The organism is Microbacterium sp. JAI119 (assembly GCF_013410135.1).
Taxonomy (GTDB): domain Bacteria; phylum Actinomycetota; class Actinomycetes; order Actinomycetales; family Microbacteriaceae; genus Microbacterium; species Microbacterium oxydans.
Window position 1 is genome coordinate 22,191 of record NZ_JACCCK010000003.1, and the last position, 18,306, is coordinate 40,496.

The following is an 18,306-nucleotide window of genomic DNA, read 5'->3' on the forward strand; positions in this document are numbered from 1 at the left end:
CGGCATCGAGTGGGGGTCTGCGAAGGGACCACGCGATGACGGATGCTGCGGCACACGGCGTGCACCGCGCCAGGTACCGTCGCATCCTGTCGTTCGCCGGTCGCGAGTTCTTCAAGATCTGGTGGTTCGAACTCGTCCTGCCCCGCTTCGGCATGAGCCGAATCGCGGAGCGGACACGCGGGCAGCGGATGCAGACGTTCGCTCGTCGGTTCCATGTGCTCGCCGTGGAACTCGGCGGACTCATGATCAAGGTGGGACAGTTCATGTCGTCGCGCCTCGACGTGCTGCCGCCGGAGATCACGAAGGAGCTCGAGGGGCTGCAGGACGAGGTTCCGCCCGTGCCCACGCCGGCGATTCGTGCGCTCGCCGAAGCCGAGCTCGGGATCCCGCTCGAACGTGCCTATGCCTGGTTCGATGAGAACCCCGTCGCGGCGGCTTCCCTCGGGCAGGTGCATCGCGCCCGACTGTCGGCGCTCGATGCGGCGGACACCGGGCTCGGCGAGGTCGTCGTGAAGGTCCAGCGACCCGGCATCGACGAGATCGTGGCGGTCGACCTCGCGGCGCTCCGCCGGGTCGCGCGCTGGCTGACGCGCGTGCGCATCGTCGCCGACCGGGTGGATGCGCCCGCGCTCGTGGAGGAGTTCGCCGCGACCAGCCTCGAGGAGATCGACTACCTGCATGAGGCCGCGAGCGCGGAACGCTTCCGCGAGAACTTCGCCGACGATCCCCGCGTCGACACCCCGGAGATCGTCTGGGAGCGCTCGACCCGTCGGGTGCTGACTCTCTCGGACGTCACGGCCATCAAGATCAACGACATCGGGGCCCTCCGCGCCGCCGGAATCGATCCGTCCGAGGTCGCCGCGGTGTTCGCCGAGGTCATGTTCGATCAGGTGTTCACGCACAGTTTCGTGCACGCCGACCCCCACCCCGGCAACATCTTCGTCACGCCTTCGCCGGTGGTCGAGGGCGGCACGGGGCGCGGTTTCCGCCTCACGTTCATCGACTTCGGCATGATGGCCGAGATCCCCGCGAGCCTCCGCGACGGATTGCGCACGCTCCTGATCGCGGTGGCCGGCCGAGACAGTCGTGGCCTCGTCGCCGCCGCGCAGGAGATCGGCGTGCTGCTGCCTTCCGCCGACACGGCCGAGCTCGAGCGCGCGCTCACCACGTTGTTCGCCCGTTTCGGCGGCATGGGGTTCGCTGAGTTGAGCAAGGTCGATCCGCGCGAGTTCCGTGACTTCGCCGAGGAGTTCGGCGACATGGTGCGCTCGCTCCCGCTCCAGCTGCCCGAGAACATGCTGCTGCTCATCCGTGCCGTCTCACTGACCTCCGGCATGTGCAGCGGTCTCGATCCCGCGTTCAACGTGTGGGATGCGGCAGAGCCCTACGCCGGCCGTCTGCTTCGCGACGAGAGCGGCAACATCGTGCAGGCCTTCGCGAACCAGGCGATGGGCACGATGTCCACGACCTGGGCGTTGCCCGGCCGCATCGACAAGATCATCACGCGCCTCGACGACGGCAACGTCACCTTCGACACCTCACGACTCGAACGTCGCCTGGACCGGCTCGAGGGTATCGCGCGCCGCATCGGCTCCGGCGTCCTGTTCGCGGCGTTCCTGGTCGGCGGTGCGCTGCTCGTGCCGTCGGTGCCGCCCCTGGGAATCACCCTGGTCTGCGTCTCCGCCCTCCCGCTGCTGCACTCGCTGTTCGGGGGGCGCCGCTCGCGCTAACTGCGACGCGCCCGAAAACCCAGAGCGGGCAGCGTCCGCCCGGCGCGTCGCTGCCCGACGCGCCGCGGTTCGCGCGGACCCTCTGGGTTTCGGCCCCGACACGGTCGGACACCTCGCATGACAAAATGGACTCTCATGGACACTCCTGACGAGAAGCCCGACGAACGCTCCGCAGGATCGAACCCTCCGCGTCCGCGCACGGACACAGTCGGAACCGGTGCCAACCGCCTCCCGGCCAAGGCTTCGGAGACTGCCCGCAAGATCGTCCGCGACATCACGACCGTCCCGCCGCGCAGCGTGCACCCGGCGCTCGTTCCCGGTGTCTCGGTCGAGGAGACGGGGCGCACCTACCGCACCGACCCGCTCGTCTTCGGTGTCGCCGCCGCGTTCGCCCTCGGCTTCATCGCCTGGGGTGTGTTCGCGGGCGACAACCTCGCCGGCACCACGAGCACGGTCCTCGCCTGGGTGGTGGAGTACTTCGGCTTCTTCTTCACGACGATCGCCACGATCATCCTCGTGTTCATGCTGTTCGTCGGCTTCAGCAAGTACGGGCGCATCCCGCTCGGCCGTGACGACGAGGAGCCCGAGTTCTCGATGTTCTCGTGGATCTCCATGCTCTTCGCGGCCGGCATGGGCATCGGCCTGGTGTTCTGGGGTGCCGCTGAGCCGCTGACGTTCTTCGAGAACCCGCCGCCCGGCACCGTCGAGGCGAACACCCTCGAGGCCATGCACACCGCGCAGACCCAGGTGCTCTATCACTGGGGTCCGCAGGCCTGGGCGTTCTACGCGCTCGTCGGTGGAGCCATCGCGTACGGCGCCTACCGCCGCGGCCGCACGCCGCTGATCTCCTCGATCTTCGCTCCGCTGCTCGGCGAGAACCGCACCACGGGTCCGGTAGGCCGCACGATCGACATCTTCTCCATCATCGTGACGTTGTTCGGCACGGCAGCCTCCCTCGGACTCGGAGCGCTGCAGATCGGTCACGGTGTCGAGCTCGTCAGCGGCATCGGCCCACTCGGCAACGGCATCCTCATCGCGGTGATCGCGGTGCTCACGGCCTGCTTCATCGCCTCCGCGGTGTCCGGAGTCTCGAAGGGCATCCGCGCACTGTCGAACATCAACGCCGTGGTCGCGATCCTGCTCGCCTTCTTCGTGTTCTTCGTCGGTCCGACGCTGCTGATCCTGAACGTGATCCCGTCGGTCGCCGTGCAGTTCATCGGCGATCTGCCGACCATGATCGGCCGCTCCGCGTCGCAGGGTGAGACCGCGCAGGCCTTCCTGTCGAGCTGGACGATCTTCTACTGGGCATGGTGGATCTCCTGGTCGCCGTTCGTCGGCATGTTCATCGCGAAGATCTCCCGCGGGCGCACGCTCCGTCAGTTCGTGTCGGTCGTCATCGTGGTGCCTTCCGCCATCTCGCTCGTGTGGTTCGCGATCTTCGGCACGACGGCGATCCAGCAGCAGATGAACGGCGCAGGCCTCACCGTCGACCCGCCGGAGGAGGTGCTGTTCGGGGTGCTGGAGAACCTGCCGTTCCCGCTCATCACCAGCATCGTGCTCATCCTCCTCATCGCGATCTTCTTCATCACCGGGGCTGATTCCGCCTCACTCGTCATGGGCACGCTGTCCCAGCAGGGCCGCCCGGAGCCATCGCGGTGGGTCGCGGTGGTGTGGGGAGTGCTGGTCGGCGTGATCGCCGCGGTGCTGCTCGTGAGCGGATCGGAGGGCAGCGGGCTGCAGTCGCTGCAGAACGCGACGATCATCGCGGCGCTGCCGTTCGCGATCATCATGACGTTCATGATGATCGCGTTCATGAAGGACCTGCGGCGGGATCCGCTGATCCTGCGCGACCGGTATGCCCGCGCCGCCGTCCGCCACAGCGTCATGGCCGGGCTCGAGGAGTACGGCGACGACTTCGCCCTCGTGCCTGTCGAGTACGACCACTCGGAGGACGACCTCGCTTGGATCGACGAGGACACCGTCGACGACACGTTGGCCGAGGTGTATGAGGCCGCGACCGAGGCGATCGACATCATCCCTCCCGCGGAAGTGGAGGCCGTTGTCGATGCCGCGTTGGAAGACGGCCCGAACGACCCGGACCCCGCCCCGCAGCCGCGCGCGGATTGAGGGTACCCCGGCCTCGTCTGGGGGCGTCGGGTCAGGCGTTCACGCGGGATCAGGCGACTTCGCGGTGAAGTCGCCTGTCCCGGCGGGTTCGCCTGGGACGGTGGGTTCGCCTGGGACGGCGGGGTCGCTGGTCTCCGCGGGGTGGGGCGGCGCCGATGGAGAGGTCTCGAGGTCCTCGGCGGCGGCCGTGATGCGTGCTGCCATGCCCGCGAAGATCGCGCCGTGGAAGGGCAGCACGGCGAGCCAGTAGAGGCGTCCGGTGAGACCGCGCGGGAAGAAGATCGCGCGCTGCTCGTAGCGGGCGCCCTTCGCATCGGGCACGGCACGCAACTCGAGCCATGCCTCTCCCGGCACCTTCATCTCGGCGCGGAGGCGCAGCAGCGATCCGGCATCCGTGGTCTCCACCGCTTCGACGCGCCAGAAGTCGATCGCGTCGCCCACGCGTGCGGCAGTACGGCTGCGGCGCCCGCGGCTGAGGCCTACGCCGCCCACGATGCGGTCCATCCAACCGCGCACCGCCCACAGTAGGGGCGAGGAGTACCAGCCGTTCTCTCCGCCGATGCCGAGGATCACGCGCCACAGCTCTGTGGGTGACGCGGTCGTCGTGACCGAACGGGAGTCGGTGAACACGGTGCGTCCCGCCCAGTCGGGATCGCTCGGCAGCGGGTCGCTCGGAGCGCCCGAGACCTCGGAGTCCTGCCAACTGGTCTCGATGGTGTCGCCTCGCACGCGGCCGAGCGCCAGGTCGACCGCGCGCCGATACGGGGTCAGACCGCCTTCGGGCTGGGGGATCAGCTCGTCGATGGCGTGATCCTTCATGATGCACTCGTTCTGCAGTGACGCCACGAGCGGGCGGGCGATCGACCGCGGGACCGGCGTCACGAGATTCACCCAGTGCGAAGCGAGGCCCGGAGTCAGCACGGGGAGGGCGGCGATGGCCCGCTGGCGCAGTCCCGCCTCCACCGCGTAGCCGTTCATCATCTGGCCGTAGCGCAGCACGTCGGGGCCGCCGATATCGACAGCGCGGTTCACGTCGGAATCCACCTGCGCTGCCCCGAGGAGGTAGTGCAGCACGTCGCGCACGGCGATGGGCTGGATCCGGTTGCGCACCCACTTCGGCGCCGGCATGTACGGCAGCACGTCGGTGAGGTGGCGGATCATCTCGAACGACGCCGATCCCGATCCGATCACGACGCCCGCCTGCAGCACGAGTGTCGGCACTCCCGAGTCCAGGAAGATCTCGCCGACCCGCACACGCGAGCGCAGATGCGGGGAGAGCTGTGCATCATCCGGATGCAGACCGCCGAGGTAGACGATCCGCCGCACACCCGCTCGCGCAGCCGCCTCTGCCACCGTCTGCGCCGCGCGCTCGTCGCTCTCCTCGAAGCCCTTGCCGGCCGACATCGAGTGGATCAGGTAGTAGACGACGTCGACGTCGTCCATGGCCGCGGCGACGGCATCCGCATCATCCGCCGACCCCTCGACGATCTCGCAGTCGGCGCCCCACGGGAACGACGCCGCCCGCGCCGCGTCCCGTGCCAGCACACGCACGCGGTATCCGGCGTTCAGCAGCCGCGGAGTCAGTCGACCGCCGATGTAGCCGGTCGCCCCGAGCACCAGAGCACGCGGGGGAGTCCCGTCGTCGCGGGGGATGGCGCGCAGAGCCTCTTCACGACCGGTGGGCTGGGTGAGTTCGGACATGGCACGAGCGTAGGCCCGAGGATGCGCGCGCGGAAACGGGGTTGCGGCCTGCGTCGGGGATGAGTAGAGCTGCGACGCAGGGAGCACTGTCGGGGGCACATGCGTGATCGTGTCGGTCGCGGCCTGCTGTGCACCGTACGATCGTAGGCATGGCCTCCATCGAATCGATTCGACGACCTGTGCCCGACCAGGCATCCCGCCGCGCGCGCATCGCCGTCTCCGCGCTCTTCCTGACCAATGGGGCGCTGTTCGCGAACATCCTCCCGCGGTACCCGGAGATCAAGTCCGCTCTGGGGCTGGACAATCTCGGGTACGGATTCGCGATCGCGGCATTCCCCGCCGGCGCCATCGCCGCCGGCCTTCTGGCCGCAGTGCTCATCCGTCGGTTCGGTTCCGCTCGCATCGCCGTGATCGGCACCGTGTTGACGAGCTTGGGTCTGCTGTCGGCGGCCCTCGCCCCGTCAGGCCTGCTGTTCGCGGTCGCCCTGTTCCTCGGCGGAGCGTCCGACGCGATCACCGATGTCGCCCAGAACGCCCACGGCCTGCGGGTGCAGCGTCGCTACGGGCGTTCGATCATCAACGGCTTCCACGCCATCTGGTCCATCGGTGCGGTGCTGGGTGGGGCGATGGCTGCAGTGGCGATCGCACTGGAGCTGCCGCTGGCCGTGCACCTGGGCATCTCGACGGCCGTGTTCGCCACGGTCGCGCTCGTCGCCCTGCGCTTCTGCCTCCCCGGCCGTGACGACGAGGTCGACGAGGAGGCCACGGCCGAGCCGGCCGAGCTCGCCGGAACACTCCGTCGCGGAGTGACGCCGCGTACCGTCATCGCGATCATCGCCCTGACTCTCATCGCCATGGCCGGCGCCGTCGCCGAGGATGCGGGCAACTCCTGGGCGACTCTGTATCTCGCCGACTCGCTCGGAGCCGCTGCGGCGATCGCTCCTCTCGGTTTCATCGCCCTGGTCGGTGCGCAGTTCATCGGTCGGATCATCGGCGATCCGCTCACGGACCGCTTCGGACAGAGGTGGGTCGCGCGGGTCGGCGGCGCCATCGCGGCGGTCGGCATGACGCTGGCGCTCGCGTATCCGTCGGTGCCCGGCACGATCCTGGGGTTCGCGGCCGTCGGCTTCGGCATCGCCACGCTCATCCCCGCGGCGATGCATGCCGCGGACGAACTGCCGGGACTGCGGCCGGGCGTCGGGCTCACGGTCGTGTCGTGGCTGCTGCGCCTCGGGTTCCTGCTGTCTCCGCCGTTCGTGGGGTACATCGCCGAGAACGAGAGCTTGCGGGCGGGGCTCCTCGTCGCGCCGGTGGCCGCCCTCGTCGCCGTGGTGCTGGCGGGCTTCCTCGAGAAGCGGCGTCCCCGCGTCTGAGTCCGGCACGGGGTGCTGCGGCTGGGGTGCCGGTGTGCCCTTGCGTTCCGCGGGTTCCGGATGGCGGAAGAAAACACGGATGCCGGGCGGTCTTCCTGCGATTCCTCATGCATTCGTGATTTCCTCCGACAGGTGACGCCGACGTGAGGCGCGATGCAGAGTGAGCGATATGGGGTGAGCAGTGACGTACTGCAACTCTAGGGTTGCGCATGGAGTCGAGAGGTGCAACTCTGGAGTTGCAGTCGGCCGATCCGGCCGGCGGGACATGCAGGAAATCCCGAAAGGACCCATCATGGTGAACATGACCCACAACGAGGCATCCGTCGTCGACGAGGAGACATTCTCGGTGCGGCGGAGCATCCAGATCGCGGCACCCGTCGACAAGGTGTGGCGAGCCGTGGCAGAGCCGCAGCACATCTCGCGCTGGTTCGGGCGCACGGTGCTCGAGGGCAGCGGCGTCGGAGCGATCGGCACGATGACCTTCCCCGACTACGACGTGATCCCCCTCCGGGTCGAGGAGTTCGACGAGCCGCGGCGCATCACGTACCGATGGAACAATGACGATGCCCTCGGCGCGCTGCCGGACAGCATCGACGAGTCGACCTCGACCGTCTTCACCTTCACGCTCGAGGAGGCGGATGGCGGCACGCGGCTCACGGTCGTCGAGAGCGGGTTCGAGCGCACCTCCGACCCCAGGGCCAACCTCGAGTCGCATCGTACCGGCTGGGATCTGGAGCTCGACAAGATGGTCGTGCTCGTGGAAGGCGAAGCGTGACGACCGAGACACTGCTTCCCGTGTTCGCGGCACTCGCGGACGAGACGCGCTGGAGCATCCTGACGGCACTCGGCGAGGGGGATGCCTCGGCATCCGCCCTCGCCGGGCGCCTTCCGGTGTCCCGTCAGGCGATCGCCAAGCACCTCGTCGTGCTGCAGGAGGTGGGACTCGTCGAGCCGGTTCGGGTGGGGCGCGAGGTGCGCTTCCGCGTCGTCGGTGCCGAGCTCTCCGCGACGGCCGCAAAGCTCGACGTGATCGGACGCGAGTGGGACCGCCGCCTCGCTGCGATCAAGGAGATCGCGGAAGGGCTGTAGCGCGGGGATCACTCCGCCGCGTGGGGGCCCTTCTCGTCCCGGATCACATTCCGGAGCTCCTGGTCGAGGTCGGAGGCCTCTTCGATCGACGCAGTCATGCCGGCGAGGAACCGTGTGACCACGGCCCGCTCCTGGTCGGAGAGCTCGTCGACCAGGGTGAGCATGCGGCGATGCATGGCACCGAGGGTGGCCCTGACCTCCTCGTCGCTGCTCACGCTCGGAACCACGACTCCGGCGCGGCGGTCCGTCGGATGCGCCTCGCGACGGACGTGTCCGCCCTTCTCGAGGCGGTCGATGAGAGTGGTCGTCGAAGCGGTGGAGATGTCGAGCATCCTGGCGATGTCGATCGGACGGACGATGCGGCCCGCGCGCTGCTCGCGCAGCAGGAAGCGCAGCGCCATCAGGTCGGTCTCGTTCATGCCCATCGAAGCGCGGGTGCGCGCACGCATAGCGGTCTCGGCCGCGCGGTAACGCCGCAGCATGTTCAGGACATCGACGGTGCTGGCGCTCTCGGCGTCGGGGTACCAGTACCCCGAGCGTGCGTACTCCTGGGGCTCGGTCATCAGGCCACCGCCTCTCCGTCTGCCACGGGAGAGGACTCCCGCGTCAGCATCTCGATCGCACCTGTCGCGACCCCGGCGGGGACGATCAGGAGGAAGCCGCCCGTGATCGCGTCGTTCTCGGCCACGATGATCTGCTCGATCCGATCGCGCGGGACGGTGGGGAACTGTCGTTCCAGGCGCTCGAGGAGAGCGGCGTAGTCGATGTACTTCTCGTCATCGAGTGCGGATCGCTCGACCATGACGTCCTTTCTTGCGGTGTATCCATCCTCTCACCCGTGCGACAGTGTGATGCACGCAGGATTTTGCTAGTCAGACAGATAAAAAGACTTCCGAGCTAAGATGGGTTTCGGAATCGATGAGGGGTGTGATGGGGAACAGTCTGGGGGTCATGGCGTCTCGGCTCGACCGCGACGTCGATGAACTGCTGCGCGTGGAGGCGCGGCTCGCGCGGCGCCTCGTGGCGGGGCGCCAGCCCAACGAGACCGACCGCTCGGCCCTTCGCTTCATCGCAGCGGCCCCGGTCGATGCGCCCGTGACTCCGAGTGATCTCGCCGCTCACCTGGGGGTCAGTACTGCGGCGATCACCTCCGTGATCAGGCGTCTATCCGATCGCGCCCAGATCGTGGTGACGGCGCATCCGGACGACAGGCGCTCGAAGATGATCCGTCCTTCACTCCGCGACATCAACTCGCCCGCGGACGAGGTCTCGCGGCGGGTGGCGCGGGTGGAAGAGGAGTTCACCTCCGCCGAGCTCGCCGTGATCTCGAGGTTCCTGCGGCGGCTCACGGCGGAGATCGATGCGATCGAATAGTCCCGTTTGCCATTTAGCTAGCTAAACTAGTAATCTAATTCCTGTACAAAACGCACAGGAATGAGGGACTCATGGGCCAGCTCAGTTACGCCGGGGAATCGCAGATCGTGGAGATCGACGATGCGACACTCGCCCACCTTCGACTCGTCACCGTGACCAAGCTCCGCCGAGGAGAATCGTTCCCGCTCACCCTGCGCACGTCGCGATCGGGCACGGAGACGCTGTGGATGCACGCCTCGATTCCCGTGCGCTTCGCTGTCGCGGAGGAGATCGAGCTTCAGCGCCCGCTGCTGGTCAAGATGATGGCCGCAGCGAGTTCTGCGCACGGTCTGGATCTGACGGACATGGAGCTGGCGCCGCTCCTCTCTCCGGCGCCTGCGATGCACGCGGTCGCCTGATAACTCGCCTCCGCCGCCGACGTGCTCCTGGGCAAGGCGTGCGCGACGACGGCCGAGGCTCGCAGCGACGACATCGGGGGGTGTCTGCGTCGCTGCTGATGGCATCCGACCACCGGGAATCGGGTCCCGGGGTCGGATGCCATTCGTTCAGAGGGCGGTGTAGCCGCCGTCGACCAGGTGGTAGCTGCCGGTGATGAAGCTCGCGGCGTCGCTGGCGAGGAACGCGATGAGGTTCGCGACCTCGTCGGCCTGCCCCAGGCGTCCGATCGGGTGCTTCGAAACGAGGAAATCCTTCGCCTCGGGTCCCATGTTCGCGAGCAACGGGGTGTCGATGAACCCGGGGCCTACGGAGTTCACGCGCACGCCCTGTGCCGAGTACTCGAGTGCCGCCGACTTGGTCATGCCGACGACGCCGTGCTTGGCGGTGACGTAGGCGGGGGAGTTGGCGAACCCGACGCTGCCGAGGATCGACGCGATGTTCACGACCGAGCCCCCGCCGTTCGCGAGGATCGAGGGGATCTGCGCCTTCATGTTGCGGAAGACCGCGTTGAGGTTGATCGCGATGACCTTGTCCCAGGCCTCGTCCTCGTACTCGGCCGTCGGAGCGGACGCTCCACCGATGCCGGCGTTGTTGACGCCGATGCGCAGCGGGGCGAGGGAGTTCGCCAGCTCGATGGAAGAAGCGATCCACGAGGCATCGGTCGCGTCGCCGACCGATGCCTCGGCGGTTCCACCGGCGGCGCGGATCTCCTCGACGACCGCGTTCGCGTGATCCGCGTTCAGGTCGTTGACCACGACGGATGCGCCGTTCTTCGCCAGCAGGAGGGCGGTCGAGCGACCGATTCCGCTGCCTGCTCCCGTCACGATCGCCGAGCGGTTCGAGACGTCGTACTGAGCCACGAGGGACTCCACTTCCGGGCGGGCACGGTGCCGGGAGATCTTCTCGGACGGTCCGTCCTTCACTCCAGCCTACGCCTGAAACGCGGAGGTGGATTCACATGAATGGACTAGTCGCGCCCGGAATCGCCCGCTCCCGGTGTCCAGATCGGATCAGGACTGATCGCCGCGGAGATACGGGTGCTGATCGACCCCAGCTGTCGCGCCTGCGCGGCGGTGAGCGTGTCGAAGACGAGACGCTGCACCAGCGCCTGATGGCCCGGCGTGGACTCGGCGACCTTCGCGTGGCCTTCGTCCGTCAGTATGCCGAGGGTGAATCGCCCGTCGGTCGCGTCGATCTCCCGTCGCACCCATCCCTTGGATTCCAGTCGCGAGATCGCGCGCGACAGGCGTGACAGTGTGCAGCTCGCATAGGTGGCGAGGGTGCTCAGGCGAAGGCGACGATCCGGTGCGGAATCGAGCGCGAAGAGGATGCCGTGTTCGAAGTGCGTGAGGCCGCTGTCGCGCTGCAGCTGCGCATCGAGAGCTGTGGGGAGGCGCTCCAACAGTGTGGCGACGGAGGACCAGATCGCCAGCTGATCGTCGCTCAGGTGCGGGGCATTCGGCCGCTCGGACATGCCTTCAGGATAGGGCATTCGGGCTCGGGTCTCCGCGAACCTTCACTTTCCCAAGCAAGCAAAAAGACGTAGAGTGACTTTCCTGAGCAAGTAAAGCGACGTCTTCGGCGTCGGAAGGAGGAAGCGGAGTGGATCTGCAACTGCAGGGCAGGACGGCGTTCATCAGCGGCTCGAGTCGAGGGATCGGATATGCGATCGCCGATGCGCTCGCCGTCGAGGGAGTGCGAGTGATCCTGAACGGGCGCGACGCCGCGGCAGTCGATGCGGCCGTCGGGCGGCTGCGAGCCGCGCACCCAGGGGTGACCGCGTCGGGGATCGTCGCGGACTTCGCGAATGCGGATGACGTCGCGAGACTCCTCGATGAAATGGGAGACGTCGACATCCTCGTCAACAACGTGGGCCTGTTCGGGCTCGCGGAGTTCGAGGCCGTCGACGACGCCGGGTGGCAGCGCTACTTCGAGGTCAACGTGATGAGCGGAGTCCGGCTTGCACGACACCTTCTGGGCGGGATGATCGAGCGAGGCTGGGGCCGGATGATCTTCGTCAGCAGCGAGTCGGGGGTGAATGTCCCCGCGGACATGGTGCATTACGGCGTGACCAAGGCGGCGATGATCGCTCTCGGCAACGGTCTGTCGAAGCTCACCCGCGGCACCTCGGTCACGGTGAACACGGTCCTGGGTGGGCCGACCTATTCCGATGGGGTCGCTGCGGCGGTCGAGGCTGTGGCGCAGGTGCAGGATCTGTCACCGGACGCCATGAAGCAGGTCATCATCGGCGAGAACCGCACCACTCTGCTGGAGCGGTTCCTCGACCCGACCGAGGTGGCCGACCTGGTCGCCTACCTCGCGAGTCCCCGCGCGTCGGCCACGAACGGGGCGGCTGTGCGCGCGGACGGCGGGGTGCTCACGTCGATGCTGTGACCAGTCGATGCGGTGGTCGACGGCTGCGGCTCTGCGTGCACAGCGGTGGCGGAGGTGGATTCACGCGGGGATGCGTGCGGCAGTGCGCGCGCGAATGCGGCGATGTCATCGGCGAGCAGGGCCGGCTCCTCATGCGGTGCGAAATGGCCCCCGCGCGGCATTCGGGTGTAGCGCACGAGGTTGTACGTGCGTTCGATCCAGCTCCGCGGCGGCGACGCCAGGTCGTGCGGGAACAGGGCGACGGCGGTCGGCACCTCCACCCGTTCTATGCGTGAGGTCAATCCCGCGGCGTGCTCGTAGTAGGGGCGGAACGACGTGCCGATCGAGTTCGTGAACCAGTACACGGGCGCCAGTGTCAGCAGGTAGTCGTCGCTGAAGCGGGAAGAGACGTCGCCGCCGCAGTCGCTCCAGGATCGATGCTTCTCCAGGATCCACGACAGCAATCCGACGGGGGAGTCCGAGACGGCTGGCGCCAGTGTGAGCGGCCGCGTCTGCTGCTGATGCTGATATCCGCCTTCGGACGCCGACCACTCCTGTACCCGGTCGAGGTGGGCCTGCTCTTCGGCGGTGATCGACTCCTCGTCCACGTGTGAGGGAGCGGCTGTGGACAGCAAGTGGATGCCGACCATCTCGTCGGGGTATGCCTGCGCGAGACGAGAGGTGATCCCCGCTCCCAGGTCGCCGCCGTGCGCGAGGTATCGGGGGAAAGCGAGATGATCCGTCATCAGCAGGTGCCACAGGTCGTGCGTCTGCACGCCGAGTCGGGGGCGTTGCGGTGAGAACGGCAGTCCGGGAAGCGCGGGCACGATCACCGTGGCGGCGTGGGCAGTATCGCCCCCGAAACGCGACGGCGTCGCGAGGCGCCGAGCAACATCCACGAGTTCGAGTGCCGTGCTCGGCCAGCCGTTCGTGAGCAGAACGGGAACCCCGGTCCCTCCCTGCTCGGCATCGAAGCGGAGGTAAGCGACAGGCGTCCCGTCGATGTCCGCCTGCCGCCAGGGCAGCTCCTCGATCTGTTGTTGCTGCGCGCGCCAGTCGAAGCCGTTCAGCCACACGTCGACGAGCCGGCGAAGCTCCGCCTGGTCGGTGCCCGCCTCCCAGCCCTCCACGGGCCACGGCTCGGCCCAGCGTGTGTCGCGCAGCCGCCGTCGCAGATCCCGGAGGTCATGCTCGCCGACGTCGAGGAGGGAGTGTCGGGACAAGGGAGACCTCTTCCTGGACGGCGTGGGCTGTGATGCGACGCTATCGCGGGGCGCCGACACCGAGGCGCGATTCACGAATACTGTCGGGAACGCGGTGAGATGACACTGGATGTCACGCAGAACGGCACTTGTGCGGTCACACCAGGGCGGCTTCCGGTGACACTTTCTGTAGGTTGGCGACGAAATCGAGTACTACTACTCTTCGCCGTATAGCGTGGCTTAGCTTAAGTGGCGGCCTGTCCGTTTTCGGCGGGCGGCACGGCTTCGGACAGCGCGGGCCGCGACTTCGCGGATCAGGGCTGCTACTTGCGGGGTTCTCGCGGCGTCGCTGATCGCGTCTCTTTCCGCGTCGAGGTGTCGTCGATACTCACCACTGTCCGCGCCCCAGAACAGCGTGCGTGTCTGAGACATGTGTAGCTGTGGACGTGCCGCGAGTCGGGAAGCGAGTTCGGAGGCTGCGTCGGGCAGTTCATCCGGACGTACGACCTTGTGCACAAGTCCGATTCCTGCCGCGAAGGTTGCGTCCAGTCGCATGCTTGTGGCGGACATTTGTCGAGCTTGTGAGATGCCGATGCTTCGAGGAAGCAAGAACGACGTTCCACTGTCGGGGGTGAGCCCGAGCGATTCATACGAAGTCAGGAACATTGAGCGGTCGGATGCGAGTTGTATATCGGCAGCTAAGGCAAGTCCTAGCCCTCCTCCGGCTGCGACGCCGTCCACGGCGGCAATGATGACCGCGTTGAGTTCTGCAAGTTTGATGAGTGCGTCGTGGAATGTACCCGCGAGTTGCCGAACGTTAGGTGCTGAGGTTGCTCGCCTCCGCCATCTCAACAACATCGCCGCCCGAGCAAAAAGTGCCACCAGCAACGCTGATGACCGCCACACGGGACCCTGCTGTTGAGATCAGCCCGACGTTGCGGAGTAGAGCCTCAGCCGTTTCAAGATTGATCGCGTTGGATTCGTCGGGGCGATTCAGGGTCAGCCAAGCGACGTCGCCTTTGAACGAGAGATCGACAGGTTGAACCAAATCCGTCATGTCAACGCGTTCGGGCCTGCGCCATGAACAGGGAGGACCAACGTGGTAATCGCTTGCCTGGAGGACGGATCAGACCCCCAGTGGACCTTGCGCCACACATCGTTAGTGGGGAACGCGCGAGACGACTTCTCAATCGCCAGATCTTCCACCACGCCGCGAAAGAGCGAGTCAACGCCGGGTCTACTGTTCCTCGACGGCTTGCTGGTCGTTGAGGGTGCGCGCTATGGATGATGTCGGGTGATCTCGGGCATCTTCCATGGCAGCTTCGGCGGCGCCTGGCGGGGGCGCTTGATCGGACGGAATCTCGACGTCAGGGGCTTCGAGCGCCCGTTTCGCCTCGGAATTCGCGCCAGCATGTTCTCCGGGTTGCATATCGTGGGACATGCAGCGAGTTTACGACGTAAGCTCACGCTGCAGTCCCTCAAAGCAGGCACTCCTCGCCGTCTCACCTCAGCTCAGTGATGAATAACGAACCGAAGGACTCAGTCGGTCCGTCCGTGTTGGACCGACACGACCGGTTGAAAGGAATACAGCACAATGGAGAACCCCTTGGACGAGCGAGAAGGCGATCGCGAACCTTCAGCGGTCGTCGATGAGGACCTGAGTCAGCTCATCGAAGCGGTCACCGAAGAGCATGCGGAGGAGGGTGCTGCGGCGATGGCAGATCAATTGCGAGATCGGGTGCCGGAGACTCGGGCGGCGGCAGAGTCGCCCGCGGACCTCGAAGAGTAGCGTCCACGACCTGAAGTCCCGGTCGATTCTGGCGGAGTTATCGCCTGGTGGTGAGTTCTTGAATGCGTCGTCGGTGGCATTGGGTTGTCACGATGTTGTGACTCCCACCCGCATCCCATCTCGAGCCTCTCGCTGAGGAGGCGCTGCCGGGGCGTTGCTGGCGATGAAGCTCAGACCGGTGTCGTGGCGACGTCGGTGTGGTCGCCGCCGCGTCGGCGGGTGATCCGGTGGCGGGTGGTGTCGATGAGTCGCATGGTGGGGGTGGCGGCGAGGCCATGGATGATGATGGAGCCGACGATGACGAGGCCGACGATGGACCAGAGCTGGTCACCGTCGGGGAAGTAGCCGTTCTGGGTGGCGTAGGCGATGTAGAACAGCGAGCCGACGCCGCGGACGCCGAAGAACGCGATGACGCTGCGTTCGCGGGGTCCGGTCTTTCCGGGGGTGAGCCCGATCCATCCGGCGAGGGGGCGGACGATGAGCAGGATGATGAGAGCGACGAGGATTTCGATCCAGCCGATGTCGGCGAATAGGCCGCGGGCGATGGCGCCGCCCAGGAGGACGATGACGGCGATGGTGAGGAGTCGTTCGATCTGTTCGACGAACTTGTGGAGGACTTGGTGGTAGCCGTGTCCTCGTTCTGATGCCCGGATGGTGACGGCGCAGACGAATACGGCGATGAACCCGTATCCTTCCGCGGTTTCGGCGATGCCGTAGGCGAGGAATATCGCGGCGATGGCGACGAATCCTTCGGCTTGGTCGACGACTTTGCGTCCGGCGAGGTGCGCGGAGAAGAAGAGTTTGCCGAAGAGCCAACCGGTGCCGATGCCGGCGATGACGCCGATGGTGATCCTCCACAGCACGTCGATGAGGAACCAGTCGGTGAACCAGCCGGATGGGGCGAGGCCGACCATGCTGATGGCGATGGTGGCGTAGGTGAAGGGGAAGGCGAGGCCGTCGTTGAGGCCCGCTTCGGAGGTGAGTGCGAACCGCACCTCGTCGTCGGCGTTTTCGTCGTCGACGGGTTCGCTGACTTGCACCTCGGTGGCGAGCACGGGGTCGGTGGGGGCGAGAGCTGCGGCGAGGAGGAGTGCGCTGGCGGCTCCGAGTCCGAGCCCCACCCATCCGAGGACGGCCACGGCGGCGATGGACAGAGGCATGGTGATGGCCAGCAGCCGCCATGTGGTGGACCAGGTTCGCCAGCGCAGCGGCCGGTTGATGGCAAGACCGGCGCCCATGAGGGAGACCAGGACGCAGATCTCGGTCAGGTGCAGCGTGATGTCGGGGTGATCGCTCGGGTGTGGGTCGGGGAGGTCGGGGATGAGGGCGAACACGATGATGCCTGCGGCGAGGAACACCATCGGGATCGAGATGGGAAGCTTGCCGAGCAGTCGCGGGAGGAGGGCTGCGGCGAGGGTCATCACGCCGATGGCGGCGAAAAGGAGGGTGTCGTCGGTGAATTCCAACGCCGCTGTGGGCAACAAGGTACGCGGCTCGTCTTAGGCGATGCGGGAGATCTGGACGGTCACGGTCGCATCGTGGCCGCCGGGGATGCGGGCGAGGAGGGCGTCCGCCACGTGGGCTGCGGCTTGCGGTGCGGGGGTGTGGCGGTCGGTGCCGATTCGGGCAGTGAGGGTGTGCGCGGTTCCGTCGCTTCGCACGTCGACCCGGTTGATGCGGGATGGGGCGCCGGTTATCAGCGCGGCGACCAACTGGGGCGCCTGGGTGAGGGTGGGTGCCGGCGGGTAGATGTCGATGACGCTGTCGATGTCGAGCACGGCCGCGGTGAGGATCTCCGGGTCGAGGGCATCAGGGGGCAGGGGGGTGTCGATGTCGCTGCTCATGGCATCTCCTGGGTGGTGGTGTTGTAGCCGTGCAGATCTTCGACCGTGACGTTGACGGACATGACGTTGAGGTGGGTGTGGGTGGTGAGTGCTTCACGTACCGCGTCGCGCAGTTCCCTGGCGGCTTCGGGGATCGGGTATTTCCAGGCGATGCTGGCGGTCACGGTGATATCGATGGGTGCGCCGGGTGTTTCGACGTCTCCGTCGAACTGGCATTTTCCGATGATGGTTCCGGGCACGTCGTCTCCGATGCTGCGGATCAGGGCGCGCAGGGCGCCCTCGGTGACGGTGAGGGTCACGCGGGGGTCGGGGTGGTGTAGCGGCACGGACCTGCCGGCGCGGACTTCGTCGTGGATGGTTGCCATGAGTTGTTCCATCCAGTTCGCCGGTGGCGCGGGAAGGGTCGCCGCGTCTTGGGCGAGCAGGTCTCGGCTGAGCTGCGAGACGCCGCTCAGTGCCTGAAGGGCGTTGAGGCATTCCGGGCAGGTCTCGATGGATGGGTTGTAGGGGATGCGGTCAGCGGAGAGGTAGTCGCTGAGCTCCTCGATGGTCTTTCCGCAGTCCAGCGTGCGGGGTGTCGTGTCAGTCACCGCCATTCCTCCATCTGCGCGTAGATCGACGCGCGTGCTCGGGATAGTTTCCCGCGGATGGTTGTGCGGGGGATGTTGAGTTGTTTGGCGATGTCGTCGTAGCTGAGTTCAGCGATCTCCCGCAGCAGCCAGGCTTGTCGGAGGTCCGGGGGGAGGGTGTCCAGCGCAGTGGCCAGTGCTTGGAGTTGGGCGTTTCGGATCGCGACGTTCTCCGGTTGCGTATCGGATGGGTGGGCGGCTTCCAGGAGGGGGAGCGGGTCTTCGGGTGGGCGGCGGCGGAGGTGTTTGAACGCCTGCCTGCTGGCGATCTGCATCAGCCAGGCTTTCACCGCCTTCGGGTCACGCAGTTCGGGCAGGCGCCGCCACGCGGTGTACAGAGACTCTTGCACGACGTCGTCGGCTTCGCTGAGGGACCCCACGATGCGGCTGACGTACGCGCGCATGAGCGGCGAGTGCCTGCGGATCAGGGCTTCGAATGCGGCCGCGTCGCCCTGGGCTGCACGTTCTACGAGGATCTCATCCGGTGCAGCTGCCAGGCCCTGTCTCCGTGGTGAGGTCATGGGTCTGAAAACTTTCTCAAACTATTTTGTGACGAACCTGCCGGAACAGGACTCTTACTTGTAGAGCGAACATATCGCCCTGAACGCGACGCCTGAAGGTGGTTGCGTTCTCCCGT

General features: G+C 66.8%; 22 protein-coding genes. 9 read left to right on the forward strand and 13 right to left on the reverse strand.

What is annotated here, in order from left to right; all coding sequences use genetic code 11:
• The first annotated feature begins 35 nt into the window (after positions 1-35).
• Both HDC31_RS14460 and HDC31_RS14465 read left to right on the forward strand, forming a co-directional pair.
• The gene (locus tag HDC31_RS14460) at positions 36-1,730 is read left to right on the forward strand and encodes an AarF/ABC1/UbiB kinase family protein (RefSeq protein ID WP_179516271.1); all 1,695 of its coding nucleotides are present in this window, start codon (positions 36-38) and stop codon (positions 1,728-1,730) included.
• A gap of 135 nt (positions 1,731-1,865) precedes the next feature.
• Positions 1,866-3,857 (forward strand): BCCT family transporter, encoded by a 1,992-nt coding sequence (locus tag HDC31_RS14465; protein WP_113680254.1) that lies wholly within the window; start codon positions 1,866-1,868, stop codon positions 3,855-3,857.
• 39 nt (positions 3,858-3,896) lie between these two features.
• Here HDC31_RS14465 and HDC31_RS14470 read toward each other — a convergent pair whose 3' ends face one another.
• A complete protein-coding gene (locus HDC31_RS14470) occupies positions 3,897-5,558 on the reverse strand; it encodes an SDR family oxidoreductase (RefSeq protein WP_257022214.1) in 1,662 nt (553 codons plus the stop codon).
• 149 nt (positions 5,559-5,707) lie between these two features.
• On the opposite strand from HDC31_RS14470, the gene HDC31_RS14475 reads away from it, so the two are divergent.
• From HDC31_RS14475 to HDC31_RS14485, 3 genes are all read left to right on the forward strand, one after another.
• Entirely contained in the window at positions 5,708-6,931 is a 1,224-nt protein-coding gene (locus HDC31_RS14475; RefSeq protein ID WP_058632756.1) for an MFS transporter, read from the forward strand.
• 292 nt (positions 6,932-7,223) lie between these two features.
• Positions 7,224-7,706, forward strand: a complete 483-nt coding sequence (locus tag HDC31_RS14480) for an SRPBCC domain-containing protein (RefSeq protein WP_113680255.1) — start codon at positions 7,224-7,226, stop codon at positions 7,704-7,706.
• The gene (locus tag HDC31_RS14485; protein ID WP_113680256.1) at positions 7,703-8,020 is read left to right on the forward strand and encodes a metalloregulator ArsR/SmtB family transcription factor; all 318 of its coding nucleotides are present in this window, start codon (positions 7,703-7,705) and stop codon (positions 8,018-8,020) included. Before HDC31_RS14480 ends, HDC31_RS14485 begins: the two co-directional genes overlap by 4 nt.
• A gap of 8 nt (positions 8,021-8,028) precedes the next feature.
• Here HDC31_RS14485 and HDC31_RS14490 read toward each other — a convergent pair whose 3' ends face one another.
• Together HDC31_RS14490 and HDC31_RS14495 are read right to left on the reverse strand one after the other, a co-directional pair.
• Positions 8,029-8,583, reverse strand: a complete 555-nt coding sequence (locus HDC31_RS14490) for a MarR family winged helix-turn-helix transcriptional regulator (protein ID WP_046746946.1) — start codon at positions 8,581-8,583, stop codon at positions 8,029-8,031.
• Complete coding sequence (locus tag HDC31_RS14495) at positions 8,583-8,822, reverse strand: hypothetical protein (protein WP_058632740.1); 240 nt, start codon at positions 8,820-8,822, stop codon at positions 8,583-8,585. Before HDC31_RS14495 ends, HDC31_RS14490 begins: the two co-directional genes overlap by 1 nt.
• A gap of 149 nt (positions 8,823-8,971) precedes the next feature.
• On the opposite strand from HDC31_RS14495, the gene HDC31_RS14500 reads away from it, so the two are divergent.
• Both HDC31_RS14500 and HDC31_RS14505 read left to right on the forward strand, forming a co-directional pair.
• Positions 8,972-9,394 (forward strand): MarR family winged helix-turn-helix transcriptional regulator, encoded by a 423-nt coding sequence (locus HDC31_RS14500; protein WP_257022216.1) that lies wholly within the window; start codon positions 8,972-8,974, stop codon positions 9,392-9,394.
• Positions 9,395-9,465: 71 nt separating this feature from the next.
• Complete coding sequence (locus HDC31_RS14505; protein ID WP_046746943.1) at positions 9,466-9,792, forward strand: hypothetical protein; 327 nt, start codon at positions 9,466-9,468, stop codon at positions 9,790-9,792.
• Positions 9,793-9,939: 147 nt separating this feature from the next.
• On the opposite strand, the gene HDC31_RS14510 is transcribed toward HDC31_RS14505, so the two are convergent.
• Positions 9,940-10,692 (reverse strand): SDR family NAD(P)-dependent oxidoreductase, encoded by a 753-nt coding sequence (locus HDC31_RS14510; protein ID WP_045262344.1) that lies wholly within the window; start codon positions 10,690-10,692, stop codon positions 9,940-9,942.
• 107 nt (positions 10,693-10,799) lie between these two features.
• Positions 10,800-11,306 carry a MarR family winged helix-turn-helix transcriptional regulator gene (locus HDC31_RS14515; protein WP_113680258.1) on the reverse strand — a complete coding sequence of 169 codons (507 nt, stop codon included), beginning with the start codon at positions 11,304-11,306 and terminating at the stop codon, positions 10,800-10,802.
• Positions 11,307-11,434: 128 nt separating this feature from the next.
• Between HDC31_RS14515 and HDC31_RS14520 the strand changes: the two genes are divergently transcribed.
• Positions 11,435-12,226 (forward strand): SDR family NAD(P)-dependent oxidoreductase, encoded by a 792-nt coding sequence (locus tag HDC31_RS14520; protein ID WP_113680259.1) that lies wholly within the window; start codon positions 11,435-11,437, stop codon positions 12,224-12,226.
• Here the strand turns inward: HDC31_RS14520 and HDC31_RS14525 are convergent.
• The 4 genes from HDC31_RS14525 to HDC31_RS14540 form a co-directional block, all read right to left on the reverse strand.
• Positions 12,145-13,428, reverse strand: coding sequence for an epoxide hydrolase family protein (locus tag HDC31_RS14525; RefSeq protein WP_179516272.1), 1,284 nt, complete (start codon positions 13,426-13,428; stop codon positions 12,145-12,147). The two genes, HDC31_RS14520 and HDC31_RS14525, sit on opposite strands and share 82 nt — an antisense overlap.
• A gap of 219 nt (positions 13,429-13,647) precedes the next feature.
• The gene (locus tag HDC31_RS20620; RefSeq protein ID WP_113680261.1) at positions 13,648-14,265 is read right to left on the reverse strand and encodes an enoyl-CoA hydratase/isomerase family protein; all 618 of its coding nucleotides are present in this window, start codon (positions 14,263-14,265) and stop codon (positions 13,648-13,650) included.
• The gene (locus tag HDC31_RS14535; RefSeq protein ID WP_113680262.1) at positions 14,225-14,464 is read right to left on the reverse strand and encodes an enoyl-CoA hydratase/isomerase family protein; all 240 of its coding nucleotides are present in this window, start codon (positions 14,462-14,464) and stop codon (positions 14,225-14,227) included. The genes HDC31_RS20620 and HDC31_RS14535 overlap by 41 nt, the downstream gene beginning before the upstream one ends.
• 180 nt (positions 14,465-14,644) lie before the next feature.
• Entirely contained in the window at positions 14,645-14,848 is a 204-nt protein-coding gene (locus HDC31_RS14540) for a hypothetical protein (protein WP_179516274.1), read from the reverse strand.
• Between the two features lie 153 nt (positions 14,849-15,001).
• Between HDC31_RS14540 and HDC31_RS14545 the strand changes: the two genes are divergently transcribed.
• Positions 15,002-15,196: a hypothetical protein gene (locus tag HDC31_RS14545; protein ID WP_113680263.1), complete on the forward strand. Its 195-nt coding sequence runs from the start codon at positions 15,002-15,004 to the stop codon at positions 15,194-15,196.
• A gap of 170 nt (positions 15,197-15,366) precedes the next feature.
• Here the strand turns inward: HDC31_RS14545 and HDC31_RS14550 are convergent, their stop codons facing one another.
• The 4 genes from HDC31_RS14550 to HDC31_RS14565 all read right to left on the reverse strand — a co-directional run bounded on the left by HDC31_RS14550 (position 15,367) and on the right by HDC31_RS14565 (position 18,190).
• Positions 15,367-16,617, reverse strand: a complete 1,251-nt coding sequence (locus HDC31_RS14550; protein WP_179516342.1) for a sodium:proton antiporter — start codon at positions 16,615-16,617, stop codon at positions 15,367-15,369.
• A gap of 78 nt (positions 16,618-16,695) precedes the next feature.
• Positions 16,696-17,040: a hypothetical protein gene (locus HDC31_RS14555; RefSeq protein ID WP_113680264.1), complete on the reverse strand. Its 345-nt coding sequence runs from the start codon at positions 17,038-17,040 to the stop codon at positions 16,696-16,698.
• The gene (locus HDC31_RS14560) at positions 17,037-17,636 is read right to left on the reverse strand and encodes an Asp23/Gls24 family envelope stress response protein (RefSeq protein WP_179516275.1); all 600 of its coding nucleotides are present in this window, start codon (positions 17,634-17,636) and stop codon (positions 17,037-17,039) included. The genes HDC31_RS14555 and HDC31_RS14560 overlap by 4 nt, the downstream gene beginning before the upstream one ends.
• Complete coding sequence (locus HDC31_RS14565) at positions 17,627-18,190, reverse strand: RNA polymerase sigma factor (protein ID WP_113680266.1); 564 nt, start codon at positions 18,188-18,190, stop codon at positions 17,627-17,629. Before HDC31_RS14565 ends, HDC31_RS14560 begins: the two co-directional genes overlap by 10 nt.
• Positions 18,191-18,306 lie beyond the last annotated feature (116 nt).